The following is an 18,002-nucleotide window of genomic DNA, read 5'->3' as shown; positions in this document are numbered from 1 at the left end:
TATTAGCTGTTTATTACACAAACGCCCCAGCAACCGGGGCGTTTGAATCAAGCAACCGGACTGATTACTCTTTAGCCCGTTTAGCCGTTAACTCAGCAATGCGCATGATAACTGCCACTGATTTTTCCATCCCTTCCAAAGTTATAAACTCATGTTTACCATGAAAATTATAGCCACCGGTAAAGATATTAGGGCAAGGTAAACCAAGGAAGGATAACTGCGCGCCGTCAGTGCCACCCCGTATCGGTTTCATAATAGGTGTGATGTCGCAATCGCGCATCGCCTGCTGGGCTATCTCGATAATATGTGGATGATTAATGATATGCTCACGCATGTTGTAATAACTATCGTCCATAACGATTTCGATATAGCAATCACGGTGTAGCCCTTTGCCGACCCGTTTAGCAATGTCCACCATGTTTTTCTTACGTGCTTCAAAACCATCACGGCTAAAATCTCGGACGATATAGTGCATTTCTGCGCGTTCAACCGTGCCTTTAATACTTTGTAAATGATAAAAACCATCATAACCATCAGTGCATTCTGGTGTTTCATCCGCAGGCAATTCTTGATGGAAACGAGTTGCCAACGACAATGCATTCACCATCACCCCTTTGGCGCTGCCGGGGTGCACATTATTACCAACAATCTTTATCGTCACCGATGCCGCATTAAAGTTCTCAAACTCCAACTCGCCGACACCGCCGCCATCCACGGTATAAGCCCATTGCGCCGCAAACTCTGCCACATTGAAAAAGCGCGCGCCTTTGCCCACTTCTTCATCCGGCGTGAAAGCGATTCGGATCTCGCCATGGGGCACATTATTGTGCTTTAAGCGCACCATAGCAGTGATAATTTCCGCAATACCCGCTTTATCATCAGCGCCCAGTAACGTCTTGCCATCCGTTGTAATTAATGTGTGCCCAAGCAGTTGATGCAAGACAGGGAACATGACGGGGGACAAAACCTCATCACCGATGCCTAGCGCGATATCACCACCACGGTAGTTTTCGACAATCTGCGGATTAACATTTTTACCGATGAAATCGGGCGAGGTATCAAGATGAGCAATAAAACCAATGGTGGGAACTGGCCAGGAGACATTTGCCGGCAATGTTGCCATCACGCAACCGTGTTCACTCAAGCTAATGTGAGAAAACCCCAGCGCCTGCAACTCATGTTGTAATGCCAAAGCAAGCTTGCGCTGCCCTTCAGTGCTCGGCACGGATTTTACATTAGCTTTTGCTTGTGTATCAAAAGAAACATAGTTGAAAAAGCGGTCGAGTAATTTGTCCATGATTCCCACCCTCATAATAGTGAATATCATTATGGGGAAGTGATCACCGTCAAATATTGCGTCAGGTCAGTTTTAGCCAAACTTAAGTCAGAATAAAAGCCGCCCTATGCACAATTGGGCTTAAATGCCCGAATAAATGAAAGCCGCTAAGAGCACCGCGGCTGCCATTACGCCGGATAAGTTAGTCGTCCTGGCGATTCTCGCCCCGCGATGTCAAAAATTCGCGCACATACTCAGGAACCACTTTGCTGGCTAAACCATAGTGTTTTTCAGCAAATTGGCTTTCTACCTGGCTAGGTTCTAGATTCAACTCGACAGTATGAGCACCATGCAGCTTGGATTCATGAACAAATCCGGCGGCAGGATAGACATGGCCAGAGGTGCCAATGGAAATAAAGAAATCGGCCTTCGCCAGCGCCTGATAGATTTCGTCCATCCCCATTGGCATCTCACCAAACCAGACAATATGTGGGCGCAGCGGCGATGGGAATTGACAACAATGGCAGCGCTCAGTTGCGCTAAGATCACCCAACCAGTCCAGCACTTGACCAGACTGCGTGCAGCGCACTTTCAGCAGCTCGCCATGCATATGAATGACGCGTTTACTTCCCGCCCGCTCATGCAAATTATCTATATTTTGCGTGATCAGCACAAAGTTATCACCCAACACAGCTTCCAAATCAGCTAATGAGAAATGAGCGGCATTCGGTGCAATGTCCGGCTGTTGTAACTGGCGGCGGCGCGCATTATAAAAAGTTTGAACCAATTCAGGATCACGGCGATACCCTTCCGGGGTCGCGACATCTTCCACCTGATGCTCTTCCCATAAACCATCTGCCGCGCGGAAAGTACGAATACCGGATTCAGCCGAGATCCCGGCACCCGTCAGTACCACCACAAACGGTTTCTTCATTTCTGAGGTAGCGGCACTGTCGCGATGAAAAATACGGGAGCGAAAACGCTGATGCCGCAAGTGCTTATTCTTGCGAAACCGGCAGAGCCGATGACGAATGCGCATATTTTTTTACCTTTTATAAATATTGTTATTCCGGTCATATTTCAAGCTGCCGGTGCCGTGGCGACTCTCGCGAATCATTGAGTGAGTCAATTCATCGGATGGTAAACCCCAGCGCCGGCTCTCCTTGCGAGCCACTCGCTTGCCGTCTTTGCAACTTCAGTTTCTTGTATTACTCAGCTAAATGCAAAAATGCCGCGCCACGAACGCCACCCGCATCACCATAACGCGCTTTTTCAATACGTGGCAATCGGGCCACCCGCAATAAATGCTGTGGTAAGCGTTTTGGCAGCTCCTGATAGATTTGTTCGAAATTGGATAATCCGCCGCCAATCACTACTAAATGGGGGTCTAGCATGGTCAATAAATTGCCCAAGCATACCGCCAGCACATCCATAAATCGCTCAATATGAGCCGCGGCCCTAGATTCACCAGCATTATAGTTGGCAATGATTTCAGTCGCGGGCAAAGATTGCTGATTGAAATGTTGGTACATCCATTCAAAGCCACGCCCTGAAATATAATTCTCAATACAGCCATTATGACCACAACCACATGCGACCCGCGGAATATCTGCCCCCAGAATATCCAATGCATCTACCGGTAAGCGAAAGTGGCCAAACTCGCCGGTGATATGGTTGCGCCCACTGACAATATTGCCATTCACAATCAAACCGCCACCAGCACCAGTGCCAAGGATCAGCCCCAATACTGTTGGATAGCGGCGAAACTCAGGGTCCCAAGCTTCTGACAAGGCAAAGCAGTTAGCATCATTATCAATGCGCACATCCCGCTCAATTAATGCCGCAAGGTCACTTTGCAATGATTGCCCCATGGCCGCAGGCACATTGGCAGTGAATACCGTCCCATCATCGGCATTGGGCAGGCCGGGAATGCCGATCCCCACACTGCCTTTAACACCACAGTACGCGTCTGCTTCCCATGTTAAATGGTGCAATGTATGCAATAATTGTTGGTAATCTTCACGCGGTGTCGGGACCCGCTTATGCCAGATTCGTTGCAGGTTAGTATCAAAGACGCCTAACTCTATTTTGGTGCCGCCCATGTCAAAACCGTAATACATAGCATTATCCTTATATACCCTCAATAATCCGAGTTGCAGACAGGCGGCAACGAAGTCCATCCCCACAGCAGAGCAACCAAGGCATACTCGCCGTGAATATGGCGGGGATAATTATTGCCCGCTCAGCACCCGCGCCGGATCAATACGGCTGGCACGACGCGCCGGATACCAACTGGCAATTAGACTCAAAACCAACGCCGTTGCTAATACGCAAGCCACATCAAACCAGTGCAGCTCTGACGGTAAAAAGTCGATAAAATAGATATCGCCCGACAGAAATTTATGCCCAACTAACTTTTCCAAACCACGAATAATGTTGGTTAATTGCATAGAGACAATCACACCCACCACCGCACCACTGACACTGCCGATAAGCCCCGCTAACAAGCCATACCAGATAAAGATGGCGCGAATCAGACCATCTTTGGCCCCTAAGGTGCGCAGCACCGCGATGTCACTGCTTTTATCTTTCACCGCCATAACCAGAGTGGAGACAATATTAAAACTGGCCACCCCAATCACCAGAACCATAGCTAAGTACATGATGGTGCGGATCATTTGGATATCGCGGTACATATAGCCATAAGTGCCAATCCAACTGCTGATATACACATAAGCATTGGAGACTTCACCGGCACTGCGCACCAGTTTGTTGGCGTTATAGACATCATCAACCTTGAGGGCTATACCAGTGACACTGTCACCCATATCTAAATAGTGCTGCGCATCCGCTAAAGGGACCAAGGCGAGGCTATGATCCAATTGCCCACTCAATCGAAAAACACCCGCGACCTGCAAGCGAATGCGCTTAGGCTGCAGCAATTTCATCTCAGGATCACTATTAGGAATCATCACCGTCAGCCATGACCCCGGTTTCACCCCCAAAGCATCGGCTAAACCTTGCCCTAAAATAATCTGCTGCTGACCTGCTTTGAAATTATCCCAAGCGTTATCAAGTACAAAGCTGGGCAGTGCGCTAAGATGCTGCTCGGCCTCGGGATCAACCCCTTTGACCTGCACCGCACGCAATTGCGTAGCATTTTCAATCAAACCAGTGAAATTGATATAGGGTGCCGCAGCGACAATACCGGGAACTTTTTCAATCCGTTGCAAAGCTTGCGGCCAACCACTGAAGGGCTGATTGACGGCCGCGATTTCGCCATGTGGCACCACCGCCAAAATGCGGTTTTTTAGCTCACGTTCGAAGCCATTCATGGCACTTAAGCCGACGATCAGTACTGCCACCCCGAGGGCAATACCTAATGTGGAAATCACCGAGATTAACGACACCATTCCGCCGCGACGACGGCCACGGCTAAAACGCAAGCCGATAAGGAGTGAAAGTGGCGCAACGCCCATTCCCATTGCCACTATTGCGCCCCCACCAACGTCAAGTGCTGTTGTAGCTGACCATCACGCATTTCTAACTGGCGACTCATGCGTTTCGCCAATTGCAAATCGTGAGTGACGACTAAAAAGGCCGTCCCCTGGCGCACATTCAATTCACCTAACAAATTAAAAATGCTATCGGCATTGCGCTGGTCAAGGTTACCGGTCGGTTCATCCGCCAATACCAGTGAGGGGTTATTGACTAGCGAACGCGCAATCGCCACTCGTTGGCGTTCGCCGCCAGATAACTCGGACGGGCGATGCTTGCTGCGCTTTTCCAGCCCCACGGCGGCCAACATAGCCCGGGCTTTATCCTGTGCTTCACTCGGTTTAGCCCCACCAATCAGCAATGGCATTGCCACATTTTCCAATGCGGTAAAATCAGGCAACAAATGGTGAAATTGATAGATAAAACCTAACTCGCGATTACGTAATTCAGCTTTAGCTGTGGAAGACAATTGATTCAGTGAACGCCCTTGATAAATAACTTCCCCGGAAGTGGGAGAATCTAGGCCGCCCAGCAGGTGCAATAAAGTGCTTTTGCCCGAACCAGAGCTGCCGACAATCGCCATCAATTCACCGGCTTCAATAGTAAAGGACACATTGCGCAATACGTCGGTATGCAGTTGGCCTTCCTGATAGCGCTTGCACAGGTTTAAACACTGTAATAAAGGATGATTACTCATAGCGTAAAGCCTCGGCAGGTTGTGCGGCGGCAGCGCGCCAGGAAGGGTAAAGCGTCGAGAGCAAAGCAATCGCCATCGCCACCAAAGCAATCACGGCCACCTGAACAGGGTTAATCTCCACAGGCAAGGTGGCACCATCAATCAGTAAACCGAGCACCGGAATGATGGTATTCAATTGGCTGGCCAGTAAAATACCCAGCCCAGCGCCTAGCAGCGCGCCAATCACCCCAGCAGTGGCGCCCTGCACCATAAACACCAGCATGATTTGGCGGCGACTCAACCCTTGGGTTTGCAAAATCGCCACTTCGCCCTGTTTCTCCATCACTAATAAGCCGAGCGAGGTAATGATATTAAAGGCAGCGACAGCAATAATCAGGCTGAGCAGCAACCCCATCATATTCTTCTCCATCCGTACCGCCTGGAAGAGCTCGCCTTTCCGGTCACGCCAGTCTTTCCAAACCGTGTCTGCCGGTAAGGTTTGTTGGCTTAAGCTATCGACAGTCAGCGGTTGTGAGAGAAATAAACGCCAGCCGGTAATATTGCCCGCAGGATAGCGCATCAAGCGCGAAGCATCCTGTTGATTTACCAGTATTTGGTAGCCATCCACTTCACTGTCAGCGGCAAATGTTCCAATGACATTAAACAGGCGCTGGCTGGGAATACGGCCCATTGGCGTGAACTGGCTGGCGCTCGGCACCATCAAACGCAATGTTTCACCCCGCTTGACGCCCAACTGACCGGCTAGCTTTTCTCCGAGGATCATATTGTAACTCCCCGGCTGCAAATCCTTTAGTTTCACATTGACCAAGTAATCTGCCAGCGGCTCATGCTGATTGGGGTCAACACCAAGCATCACACCGGCGGCCAGATTGCGCGCGCTTTGCAACACCACATCGGCGGTGGTTAACGGCACAATATCAGTGACACCATTAAGTGATTTCAGTGATGAGGCTGGGATTTTATTGGGGTCAAGAGAGCCTTGCGGCGTGGTAATCAGCGCCTGCGGCATCAGCCCCAAAATGTTATTCTGCAAATCACGCTCAAAACCATTCATCACCGATAACACGGTGATCAACGCCATCACGCCGAGCGTGATGCCGATGGTAGAAAGCCATGAAACGAACCGACCAAAACGGTCAGATGCACGGCCGCGCATATAACGCAGGCCAATAAATAATGCGACAGGTTGATACATGAAATCTGTTTAGATCCTGTTGCTAAAGCAAAGTGATCGAGGATAATAAAGGGTACTACCGCTTTATGGAACCATTAACCGCCTATATCTCCGGCTTTTATTCCAATTCAGAGCGTCAATCTGTGGCTATGCCCCCGTACGTGCTAGGATAGCCGCCGAGATAATTTGTCGTCTGTTGTGCTGAAACTGTCCTGTTGAAATAGAACACGGGCCAACCCTATACCAAGAGACTGTTTAACTGCTTATGTCCCAACAACATCGTTATTCATTGCCAACGCGAGCTGGCGATACCCGCCAGTTAGGCCAGTTGACTGGCTCAGCTTGTGCCGTCGAGTGTGCAGAAATCATTGAACGCCATGATGGCCCGGTAATGTTAATTACCCCGGATATGCAAACGGCGCTGCGCCTACGTGATGAGATTCAGCAGTTTTCTCCCCGTCCGGTCACCACCCTTTCCGACTGGGAAACACTGCCTTACGACAGTTTCTCACCTCATCAGGATATTATTTCAGCCCGTCTTTCTTGCTTATACCAGCTTCCAACCATGGAACGCGGTGTTATTATTCTCCCGGTTAATACCTTGATGCAACGGGTTTGCCCGCATGAATTCCTGCATGGCCATGCTTTAGTGATGAAAAAAGGCCAGCATCTGTCGCGAGATAAGTTGCGCGCTCAACTCGAACAAGCGGGATATCGCAGTGTTGATCAAGTCATGGAGCATGGCGAATTTGCTACCCGCGGCGCGTTGCTTGACTTGTACCCGATGGGCAGTGAAGAGCCATATCGCATTGATTTTTTTGATGATGACATTGATAGTTTGCGCGTATTTGATGTGGATTCGCAGCGCACATTATCAGAAGTTGAACAAATCAATTTACTCCCGGCCCATGAATTCCCGATCGATAAAACCGCCATTGAATTATTCCGCAGCCAATGGCGTGAACAGTTTGAAGTGCGCCGCGATGCTGAACATATCTATCAGCAAGTGAGTAAAGGCATCTGGCCTGCCGGTATTGAATACTGGCAACCGCTGTTTTTCAGCCAACCATTGCCCACACTCTTTAGTTACTTGCCTAAAAATACCTTACTGATTAATACCGGCTCACTGGAGAGCTCCGCCGAGCGCTTTTGGCTCGATGTTAATCAGCGTTTTGAAAGCCGTCGCATTGACCCTATGCGCCCATTGCTGGCCCCGGACACACTCTGGCTCCGGGTCGATTCGCTATTTGGTGAGTTAAAAGAGTGGCCACGGGTTCAATTCAAGACCGCTGAATTGCCCACCAAAGCCGCCAATACCAACTTACATTATCAGGCGCTGCCTGATTTAGCCGTTCAGGCCCAGCAAAAAGCGCCTTTAGATAATTTGCGGCGCTTTATTGAGTCATTTAGCGGCAGTGTCGTGTTCTCGGTGGAAAGTGAGGGGCGGCGCGAAACTCTACAAGATTTGCTGGCACGGATAAAAATCAGCCCAACGCTGATAACCCAGTTATCTCAGGCCACCGCTCCCGGCCATTATCTGATGGTTGGTGCCAGTGAACGCGGCTTCCTTGATACCAATAAGCAATTAGCACTGATTTGTGAAAGCGACCTATTGGGCGAGCGGGTCAGCCGTCGCCGTCAGGATAATCGCCGCACCATTAATACGGATACATTAATCCGCAATCTGGCAGAGTTGCGCCCTGGTCAGCCAGTGGTTCACTTGGAACACGGCGTAGGCCGCTATCTGGGCCTAACCACACTCGAAGCCGGCGGAATTAAAGCTGAATACCTGATATTGACCTATGCCGGGGAAGACAAGCTGTATGTGCCGGTATCATCATTGCACCTGATAAGCCGCTACTCCGGTGGCGCTGATGAAAATGCACCATTGCATAAATTGGGGGGCGATGCTTGGAGCCGCGCACGGCAGAAAGCTGCCGAGAAAGTCCGTGATGTGGCCGCGGAGCTGCTGGATATTTATGCCCAACGCGCCGCCAAATCGGGCTTTAAATTCAAGCTTGATAGAGAACAATATCAGTTGTTCTGCCAAAGTTTCCCGTTCGAAACCACGCCGGATCAGGAACAAGCTATCAATGCTGTGCTCAGTGATATGTGCCGACCGCTAGCCATGGACCGCCTAGTGTGCGGTGATGTGGGTTTCGGTAAAACCGAAGTGGCCATGCGGGCAGCATTCCTGGCGGTGGCGAATAATAAGCAGGTGGCGGTATTGGTGCCGACCACCCTGCTCGCCCAACAGCATTTTGACAACTTCCGTGACCGCTTTGCCACCTGGCCGGTGCGCATTGAAATGATGTCACGCTTTCGCAGTGCCAAAGAGCAGCAAGTTATACTGGAGCAAGCCGCACAGGGCAAAGTCGACATTGTCATTGGCACCCATAAATTGCTGCAAAGTGACTTGCGCTGGCAAGATCTCGGCCTGCTGATTGTTGATGAAGAACACCGCTTTGGGGTGCGCCATAAAGAGCGCATCAAAGCAATGCGTGCCGACGTCGATATTCTGACACTCACCGCCACCCCAATTCCGCGCACACTGAATATGGCGATGAGCGGCATGCGCGATTTGTCGATTATTGCCACTCCGCCTGCGCGCCGCCTGGCGGTGAAGACCTTTGTGCGCGAGTACGACAGCCTGGTAGTGCGCGAAGCCATTCTGCGCGAAATTCTCCGTGGCGGGCAGGTTTATTACCTGTACAACGACGTGGAAAATATCGAAAAAGCCACCCAGCGCCTGGCTGAATTAGTGCCGGAAGCCCGTATTGCCATCGGTCATGGGCAAATGCGAGAGCGAGACTTAGAGCGGGTAATGAATGATTTCCATCATCAGCGCTTTAACGTTTTGGTCTGCACCACAATTATAGAAACAGGCATTGATATTCCGAGTGCTAATACCATTATCATCGAACGGGCCGATCATTTTGGCCTGGCACAGCTGCACCAATTGCGTGGCCGGGTCGGGCGCTCCCATCATCAGGCCTATGCTTACTTGCTGACACCAAATCCCAAAGCGATGACCACCGATGCCAAAAAACGGCTGGAGGCTATTGCCTCGCTGGAAGACCTCGGTGCCGGTTTCGCTTTGGCCACTCATGACCTTGAGATTCGTGGTGCCGGTGAGTTATTAGGTGAAGACCAAAGTGGCCAGATGACCACCATCGGTTTCTCTTTGTATATGGAGCTATTAGAGAGCGCGGTTGATGCGCTGAAAGAAGGCAGGGAGCCATCACTGGAAGATTTGACCAGCAATCAGACCGAAATTGAAATGCGCATGCCGGTGCTGCTGCCAGAGGACTTTATTCCAGATGTAAATGTCCGGCTTTCATTCTATAAGCGTATCGCCAGCGCTCGCAATGAAGCTGAACTGGATGAGTTGAAAGTCGAATTGATCGACCGCTTCGGTAAACTACCCGATGCAGCTCGTTATCTGTTACACACGGCGCAGTTACGCCAACAAGCTCAGAAATTGGGTATCAAGCGCATTGAGGGTAATGAACGCGGCGGCTTTATCGAGTTTAGCGAGAAGAACAAAGTTGACCCGGTTTATCTGATTGGGTTATTGCAGCGGCAGCCGAAAATATATCGTTTGGAAGGGCCCACTAAACTGAAATTCATACAAGACCTCAGTGATCGGGCACAGCGATTGAAGTTCATCAATGAACTACTGGCCGAATTTGAGAAACATTGCGTCGTTTAATCAAATAGTTAACGTGGGTTTCATAAAGGAGAAACCCGCGTTAATGTTAATGCCACTCGCTTAACTTTTATACTCTTTGTACTGAGTATAAAGCACGTTAAACGATCAGAATTAACACTACATCGCGGGTTCTTGATACAAGGTCTTGGACAACAGATTTTGTATTATGCTCGGTTGTTCAGTATCAGTTGACCATTTTTATCGATTGGAATCTGCGTACCTGGATCACGATCCATGCGAATTTTTCCCTGCTGATCGCCAATTTTGTAGGTTACGTCATATCCCAACATTTTCTGTGACTTATCGTAAACAGTTTGGCAACGTTGTTGGGTGGTGGTGTAGGTATCACTGTCCTGCATATTACTTTGGACGCGATTACCGGCATATCCACCGGCCAGCGCACCCGCAACCGTCGCAATATCTTTACCGCGACCGCCGCCAACCTGATGGCCCAGCACCCCACCAGCAACAGCGCCCAATACTGAACCGGCAATTTGATTTTCATCCTGCACCGGTTTGCGGTGAGTCACGGTCACATTACGACATTCCTGACGAGGCGTTTTAATTGTCTCTTTAATCGGTGTCGCAGCAAGAACTTGTGCATATTGCGGTGCGCCGGAGAAAACATTCATACTCGCGACAGCGGCAATTCCCAGAGCAGCCGCGATACCGATACCCACACCTGCTAACATTGATTTGTTCACAGGAAATCCTCCTGAAAGTGTTACCACGCATCTTCTGCCCCAGAATCCCCACATTAGTCATGAAAATCTGACAGCATCCGGTATCGAGGATTAGCCCCTATTCCCGGAATACGGCGTGCGTGACTCGCCGTCTGTAAACAGAGATAAGTCTGCACAATGTCTTTTGACCTAGCAATAAGATAAATGGACGAAATACCCAGATAATAGGTGTGAATGGATATGTTTAGGAGGAATCCGACTGGCGATATTTATTACTGTAGAGTTTTATGCTGAAAACTTAACATTTCGTGCGGATAGCAACGAAAAAAAACCGCTGCCAATGCATTATCGGCAACGGTTTTAGCCGTCATTGGCATTTTAGCCAAGCAACAAGCGCGGTGAAAATTACTATAATATCAAGGAGATGCTGAATTAATGGAGCTTAAGCCGCGGGCGAATAACCCGGTTAATCCCACCCACCAGCATCATCAGGCCGGTTTTAGCATAGCCATGCAATGCAACCTGGTGCATCCGATATAATGAAATGTACACAACACGGGCAACACGCCCCTCCACCATCATAGAACCGCGCATCAAGTTACCCATCAGGCTGCCGACCGTACTAAACTTAGACAGCGACACGAGGGAACCATGGTCTTTATAAATGTAGGGTTTCAATGGTTGCCCATTGAGCAGCGCCAAGATGTTGCTGTAGCAGCGGCTCGCCATCTGATGAGCCGATTGCGCGCGCGGCGGAACAAAACCACCACTGGGCTGTGGGCAAGAAGCACAGTCACCAATGGCAAAAATATTCGGATCACGGGTGGTTTGCAGAGTCGGCTCGACTACCAACTGATTAATACGGTTGGTTTCTAGCCCGGCAATATCTTTCATAAAATCCGGTGCTTTAATACCTGCAGCCCATACCATCAAATCAGCATTAATGAACTCGCCATCCTTGGTATTCAGGCCCTTTTCGTCCGCGCTGGTCACCATAGTTTTGGTCAATACACGAACGCCAAGTTTAGTCAGCTCCTGATGAGCAGCGGTTGAAATACGCGCAGGTAATGCCGGCAAAATACGCTCACCCGCTTCAACCAACGTGACATTCAGGGCCTGATTGTCCAAGCCCTCAAAACCGTAGCTATGGAGTTGTTTCACCGCATTATACAGTTCGGCTGACAGCTCAACACCGGTGGCTCCACCGCCAACAATCGCGATGTTAACTTTGCCTTTTTCACCCGGTTGCGCTGAATACTTCAGGAACAAATTGAGCATTTCGTTATGGAAACGATGCGCCTGATGGGGGTTATCAAGGAAGATACAGTTATCTTTGACACCCGGCGTACCAAAATCATTCGACGTGCTACCCAGAGCCATCACTAAAATGTCATAGCTTAATTCGCGTTGAGTCACCAACACATCGCCGTGCTCGTCACAAATCTCAGCCAAACTCAGCGTTTTGGTGTCGCGGTTAATATCCGTTAAAGAACCCAACTGGAAATTAAAATAGTGGTTACGGGCATGAGCCAGGTAGCTCAGTGCATCAACACCATCATCCAAAGAGCCGGTAGCAACTTCATGTAGCAATGGTTTCCACAAATGGCTGTGGTTACGGTCAACCAGAACAATTTCAGCTTTTTTGCTACGGCCCAGTTTATGGCCCAGACTGGTTGCCAGCTCAAGCCCCCCGGCACCACCACCAATAATCACGATTTTTTTCTTCGGCGTTGTCAAAATGACCCCCTAAATGTGAACCAATTGTTAGCTAAGGGTAAATGAATAATATCCTTAGATAACATAGGGTTCGCTGATGCTAATTCAATAAATTATAGTCAGAATATCATGCAGGGTTATTTGGTCATACCAAAATTGATATATATCAACTTTTTTTGATTAAAGTACGCGCGGCGGGATTTTTTCTGGAATAAGATTCAAATAGTTAGCGTTTAGTCACAGTTTATAAATTTTCTATTTGATTGGGAATAAAGTGCGATCATGGCATTTTTGCGCATAAAAATGGCCTGAAAAAAGCGGCCAATGCCGTTCTTTCAAGCCAAATTGCAGATAATAACGGGCCTCATCATTAACCAGTCATTAACAAAACACGGGTTAATCACCGGGCATAACTGTTACTATCCCAACGTTTTAAACGCCTTGATCCGCTGAAGATGAGGTGACAAATCTTTAAATTTGTGGCTTTGTTTTTCATCCCAAACAATTTCATAGTAAGGATGCAAATCACCCGCCGTCAGCTTACTGTCAAGAATTTCATCATTACGCGACAACACCACCAGGCAGCGATCCCGATTTTTCTCGCGGAAGTCATTGATACACTTACTGGCAATATCAACGTACTCTTCCGGGCGATCAATTTTGCCGCTCATATTGTTCTGCGGATACAGATTCGGATTGAACGCGACCTGGCGGATGCCACACAGAAAACCAATACGTTCAGCCCAAAAACCGCCCAATCCCACCCCACAAATCAGTGACTTGGCGTCACCGCCTTGCACAATGGCTTTATCTACCTCTTTCAGTAAGTGCTGCATATCATGGCGAGGATGCAAAGTGCTGTAGCTAATAAAACGCACATCCGGATCAATGAATTGCAGTTGCAGGACTTTTTCGTGATTGCCGGGGCTGTTGGAATCAAAACCATGTAAATAAATTATCATATTTATCCTCGCGGCTTACTGGGCTGATAAGCTATCCCAATAGGCTCTTATGGGCATCCCAACGTTCGCTGAGTGCTGTTAATGCCTTATTCGCCTGCTGCCAGCGCGCTGATGCCATCAACGCCGAGCGGTCAAACGGCCCTGAATGATACAGGCGGGCTAACTTCTCTGCTTTGACCGGCGACAGGTTATCTAACACACTTATCGCGCCCTGACGGTTATTACACACCAGAATCATATCGCAGCCGGCATCCAGCGAGGCTTGCCCGCGCTCGGCGTAACTGCCCATGATAGCGGCCCCTTCCATCGACAAGTCATCAGAGAAAATAATGCCGTCGAAACCAAGCTCTTGGCGCAATATGGTTTGCAGCCAGTAAGCCGAACCACTTGCCGGGCGGGCATCAGCTTGAGTATAAATCACATGAGCAGGCATGATGGCATCGAGTAATCGCCGCGCAATCAGTTCGCGAAATATAACCATATCATGAGTGCGGATTTCTGCCAGTGGTCGATTATCCCGCGGCGTCTCTTTATGAGAGTCGGCCGTCACCGCACCATGCCCAGGGAAGTGCTTACCGGTGGTCTTCATACCCGCGCTGTGCATCCCGCGGATAAAGCATTCGGCCATATTCAGAGCCTGCTGCGGGTCACTGTGGAATGAGCGCTCGCCAATTGCGGCACTGACATGACCAATATCCAATACCGGCGCAAAGCTGATATCAATATCCATCGAAATCATTTCAGCGGCCATCAACCAGCCCGCTTCTTGTGCCAACTGAGCCGCCGTGGCGGCATCATTCAGTGCCGCAAAAGACTGAGCCGCAGGCAGGCGGGTAAATCCCGCACGAAAACGCTGTACGCGCCCCCCCTCCTGGTCAACCGCCACCACCAATCGCTCGCGGGAAGCCGCCCGAATCTGACGGACTAGCTCACGCAATTGCTCTGCATCATGAAAATTACGGCTGAATAAAATTAAGCCCCCCACCAGCGGGTGCTTTAAAATCTCACGCTCTTCAGCATCCAACTCATAGCTGGCAACATCTAACATCACTGGCCCCACAGCAACCTCTCTTGCAATAAAATCAAAATGACAAATTAAAACGCTGGCGCAACGGGGCTGCCCATTGCAAAAACTCACTGTTGCCGGTCTGTTGCCAACGGACTTCGAACCACATCAGCATCAGGTAATCAACCCACGGCATCCACTGCCGTACCTGACGAGATAAGCGCCCAATATCATGATAACCCAGCTCATTATGGCAATAATGCTGCAAAAAAACCTGCTGTTGCGCCGCAGAGTCACTATCGCCCCGCCACCCGGTATGGCTGCAAAATAAGGCGGCAATCTCAAGTGCAATATCGCCATCAGCGGCATATTCCCAATCAATTAATTTCAGCCCAGTCGGAGTCGCTAACAGATTGCCAGAATGAATATCCATGTGCAGAGGAGCCAACTTCACCGGTTGCGGTGGTGGCCGATGCAGGAAATCTTGCTGCAATCGCCACCAACTCGGTGAGCGGCGTTTGCTATCAATCAGCCCAGCATAGCGGATAAGCTGGGCGCGCAAATCCAGACGGTAGCCACTGGCGGGCAGATGGTGCAAACGAGTCAGTAGCCGCGCCAGCTGACCATTGCCTGATAATTCAATGAATTGCCCATCAGTGACAACGTCACCTTCAAGCCAATTAACCACCAGCCAGTGTTGATCCGCGGCAATAATTGTCGGAGCCAACTGACTGCCAGCCACATGCCGCAACAGTTTATGCTCCCGCCGCCGGTCAACACCCAACTGGGTTTTCTGTACTGATTGCTCGCGTGCCAGCCACTCAATATTCGGGCCGGTGTTTGACGAGAGAGAAATACGCCAACTTTCACCCGTCAGGCCGGACACCGGGCTAATATGGCAATCGGCGAGGTCCAGCGCCGGTATGATGCTGTTGAGCAGCGCATACAGGGAAGAGTCAACGGTTGACTGGACCATTACCTGACCAGATGATTTCGCCGGTTTGCGCCTGCATCAGTTGCATTTCAATGGTCGGCGATTTCACATCGCCGCTAACATCACTGTACAGCACATATTGGGCGCTGACATAACGAGCCAGACCAATCGCTTTACTGCGCGAACCGAGGCTATCTTCTTCCGACAACCCCAACGTTTGCTTGGCAACCGCCAATTGCTGCGGTGAAATCAACACAAACTTTTTATTTGATGACAGCACTTGGTGTAATGCTGTGGTGGCTTGCGCCATTTGCAACGCGCCATTAGTGTTATTTTTGACACTATCAAGTAATAGTATGCTGCCGTTCGCCACATCGTTGCTGTTCACCATTTGTGCCACCAACGGCTCCACACTGGCGGCCCAATCAATGGATTGCTGCATTTTGGGCGGTGGCGGAACATTGTCAACCGCAGGTGGCGTCTCAATGGCCGGCGGCGTTACCGGTTCAATGGTGACTGGCGGCGGGGTTGGTTCAACCGGTGGGCGAGTCATACAACCTGTCAGCACCAGGGCCGCCAGAGCCACAGATAAATACCTTTTCATTGTCCCACTCCAATAGCGCAATTATAAAAATAGGTGAAGGCGCGCACTGTGCGCATTAAAATTATTATTAACTGATTGAATTTCAACATCTTCGTCTGGTGCAACGACGATAGAACGAGGCGCTTCGAGCGGCGCGACATCCAGACCCTGCGCATCATACCAATAAAAACGGTAGCTTATTTTTATCGGTTTATTCTGGCTATTGGTAATCATCGAGCGCGCCAGATTATTGCCAGCGGATGTCGAAATTGCAGGTTGAGAAGCCAAAACACCGGCTGTCAGCACGGACGAATCCATTACCACGGTTTGCTGCTTATTGACCGCAATCCCTTTCGGGCTGCTGCACCCCAGCAATGTCGCAATAGATGCAAACGCAATCACCGGTAATAAAAACGCCTTAACAGCGCGCATAGGCTGACCTCAGCTAAATGTTGTTATTGATGAGATAACAAAGGGCCCAAGTCACGGCCACCCACCAAGTGCATATGGATATGGTAAACCACCTGCCCGGCATGCCGATTGCAGTTGATAATCAGACGATAGCCATCTTCAGCAATGCCCTCTTGCTCTGCAAGTTTAGCAGCCACAGTGATCATTCGACCCAGAGCTGCTTCGTGTTCTGCGGTGACGTCATTCACAGTTGGGATAAGAATATTAGGAATGATTAAAATGTGAGTGGGTGCCTGCGGGGCGATGTCACGAAACGCGGTCACCAGTTCATCCTGGTAGACCACGTCGGCAGGGATTTCACGGCGGATAATTTTGCTAAAAATCGTTTCTTCGGCCATTACGCATTTCCTTGAAAAGGATAAAAATGATGAATGCGTAGTATGAGCGACAATTTCTATTGATTTCAACCTCAATCATTAACCACGGGCATAAGCCGCTGCTTTTTCAAACAAAGCCTGATCCGGGCGAATACCGGTATACAGTACAAATTGCTCAACTGCCTGAATAGCAAAGACTTCAGCCCCGGTAATGACGGTTTTCTGTTGTGCTTTGGCATAACTTATCAGTGGGGTTATCGCCGGCAGTGCCACCACCTCAAAAATAACCTCGGCGCGATCCACCTCCGCTTCAGTAAAGGCCATGTTATCCGCATCCTTACCACCCGCCATGCCCACCGGGGTAGCATTGATTAACATATCGGCGTGAACCCCTTGCATATCAGGCTGATAGGTATAACCTGATTGCTCCGCCAATTGCCGCCCTGTTTTTTCATTAGTGGCGATAATAAACCCCTGCTTAAAACCGGCATTTTTCAGCGCAAAAGCCACCGCCTTCGCCATGCCGCCACTGCCGCGCAGCGCAAATACCTTCTCTGCGGCAACCTGATAGCGCTGTAGCAATTGCGCAATGGCAATATAATCAGTGTTATAGGCTGTCAAATAGCCATCAGTATTCACTAAGGTATTGACTGAATTGATTGCTGCGGCAGATGCATCCAGCTCATTAACCAGCGGAATAACGGCCTCTTTAAACGGCATTGAGATTGCGCATCCCCGTATGCCCAGCGCCCGCACCCCGCCAATCGCCGCCGTCAGGTCGCTAGTGGTAAATGCCTTATACAGGTAATCAAGGTCCAGGGCATCGTACAAAAAATTGTGAAACCGGGTGCCAAAATTGCTGGGCCGCGCGGCCAGAGAAATACAGACTTTAGTGTCTTTGTTTAAGTTGCGGGTCATCTTCTCACCTCAAATAGTCATTGCGCTCAGATTACGGCCCTCTGTGGCAAAAATG

At 49.7% G+C, this 18,002-nt stretch carries 16 protein-coding genes; 1 reads left to right on the top strand and 15 read right to left on the bottom strand.

All coding sequences use genetic code 11. The features are described 5' to 3' along the window. Positions 1–64 precede the first annotated feature (64 nt). The 6 genes from pepT to lolC form a co-directional block, all read right to left on the bottom strand. Positions 65–1,297, bottom strand: a complete 1,233-nt coding sequence (gene pepT, locus D5F51_RS06595; RefSeq protein WP_129195944.1) for a peptidase T — start codon at positions 1,295–1,297, stop codon at positions 65–67. Between the two features lie 181 nt (positions 1,298–1,478). After that, positions 1,479–2,315: a Sir2 family NAD+-dependent deacetylase gene (gene cobB / locus D5F51_RS06590; protein WP_025378669.1), complete on the bottom strand. Its 837-nt coding sequence runs from the start codon at positions 2,313–2,315 to the stop codon at positions 1,479–1,481. Between the two features lie 169 nt (positions 2,316–2,484). Then, on the bottom strand, positions 2,485–3,396 hold the full coding sequence (gene nagK, locus D5F51_RS06585) for an N-acetylglucosamine kinase (RefSeq protein ID WP_129195943.1): 912 nt from the start codon (positions 3,394–3,396) through the stop codon (positions 2,485–2,487). Positions 3,397–3,507: 111 nt separating this feature from the next. Beyond that, complete coding sequence (gene lolE, locus D5F51_RS06580) at positions 3,508–4,755, bottom strand: lipoprotein-releasing ABC transporter permease subunit LolE (protein ID WP_129199227.1); 1,248 nt, start codon at positions 4,753–4,755, stop codon at positions 3,508–3,510. 11 nt (positions 4,756–4,766) lie between these two features. Next, positions 4,767–5,471, bottom strand: coding sequence for a lipoprotein-releasing ABC transporter ATP-binding protein LolD (gene lolD / locus D5F51_RS06575; protein ID WP_032819517.1), 705 nt, complete (start codon positions 5,469–5,471; stop codon positions 4,767–4,769). Then, a complete protein-coding gene (lolC, locus tag D5F51_RS06570; protein WP_025378673.1) occupies positions 5,464–6,666 on the bottom strand; it encodes a lipoprotein-releasing ABC transporter permease subunit LolC in 1,203 nt (400 codons plus the stop codon). The genes lolD and lolC overlap by 8 nt, the downstream gene beginning before the upstream one ends. Before the next feature lie 244 nt (positions 6,667–6,910). On the opposite strand from lolC, the gene mfd reads away from it, so the two are divergent. After that, positions 6,911–10,357, top strand: a complete 3,447-nt coding sequence (mfd, locus tag D5F51_RS06565; protein ID WP_129195942.1) for a transcription-repair coupling factor — start codon at positions 6,911–6,913, stop codon at positions 10,355–10,357. Between the two features lie 164 nt (positions 10,358–10,521). Here mfd and D5F51_RS06560 read toward each other — a convergent pair whose 3' ends face one another. The 9 genes from D5F51_RS06560 to D5F51_RS06520 form a co-directional block, all read right to left on the bottom strand. Beyond that, positions 10,522–11,061 (bottom strand): glycine zipper 2TM domain-containing protein, encoded by a 540-nt coding sequence (locus D5F51_RS06560; RefSeq protein ID WP_025378675.1) that lies wholly within the window; start codon positions 11,059–11,061, stop codon positions 10,522–10,524. Positions 11,062–11,472: 411 nt separating this feature from the next. After that, a complete protein-coding gene (locus tag D5F51_RS06555) occupies positions 11,473–12,777 on the bottom strand; it encodes an NAD(P)/FAD-dependent oxidoreductase (protein ID WP_129195941.1) in 1,305 nt (434 codons plus the stop codon). A 398-nt stretch (positions 12,778–13,175) separates the two neighbouring features. Continuing rightward, complete coding sequence (gene ycfP / locus D5F51_RS06550) at positions 13,176–13,718, bottom strand: alpha/beta hydrolase YcfP (protein WP_025378677.1); 543 nt, start codon at positions 13,716–13,718, stop codon at positions 13,176–13,178. Between the two features lie 31 nt (positions 13,719–13,749). Continuing rightward, positions 13,750–14,778, bottom strand: coding sequence for a beta-N-acetylhexosaminidase (nagZ, locus tag D5F51_RS06545; RefSeq protein ID WP_129195940.1), 1,029 nt, complete (start codon positions 14,776–14,778; stop codon positions 13,750–13,752). Positions 14,779–14,800: 22 nt separating this feature from the next. After that, the gene (gene thiK, locus D5F51_RS06540) at positions 14,801–15,700 is read right to left on the bottom strand and encodes a thiamine kinase (protein ID WP_129195939.1); all 900 of its coding nucleotides are present in this window, start codon (positions 15,698–15,700) and stop codon (positions 14,801–14,803) included. Then, the gene (gene lpoB / locus D5F51_RS06535) at positions 15,681–16,262 is read right to left on the bottom strand and encodes a penicillin-binding protein activator LpoB (RefSeq protein ID WP_129195938.1); all 582 of its coding nucleotides are present in this window, start codon (positions 16,260–16,262) and stop codon (positions 15,681–15,683) included. Before lpoB ends, thiK begins: the two co-directional genes overlap by 20 nt. 21 nt (positions 16,263–16,283) lie before the next feature. Beyond that, positions 16,284–16,673 carry a YcfL family putative periplasmic lipoprotein gene (locus D5F51_RS06530; protein ID WP_129195937.1) on the bottom strand — a complete coding sequence of 130 codons (390 nt, stop codon included), beginning with the start codon at positions 16,671–16,673 and terminating at the stop codon, positions 16,284–16,286. Between the two features lie 23 nt (positions 16,674–16,696). After that, a complete protein-coding gene (gene hinT / locus D5F51_RS06525; RefSeq protein WP_129195936.1) occupies positions 16,697–17,050 on the bottom strand; it encodes a purine nucleoside phosphoramidase in 354 nt (117 codons plus the stop codon). 78 nt (positions 17,051–17,128) lie between these two features. Further along, positions 17,129–17,947 (bottom strand): shikimate 5-dehydrogenase, encoded by an 819-nt coding sequence (locus D5F51_RS06520; RefSeq protein WP_129195935.1) that lies wholly within the window; start codon positions 17,945–17,947, stop codon positions 17,129–17,131. Positions 17,948–18,002: the final 55 nt, after the last annotated feature.

Origin of the sequence: Yersinia hibernica, from assembly GCF_004124235.1 — a bacterium.
Lineage (GTDB): Bacteria > Pseudomonadota > Gammaproteobacteria > Enterobacterales > Enterobacteriaceae > Yersinia > Yersinia hibernica.
Note: the sequence above shows the minus strand (reverse complement) of the source record. Positions and strands in the feature narration are given on the sequence as shown.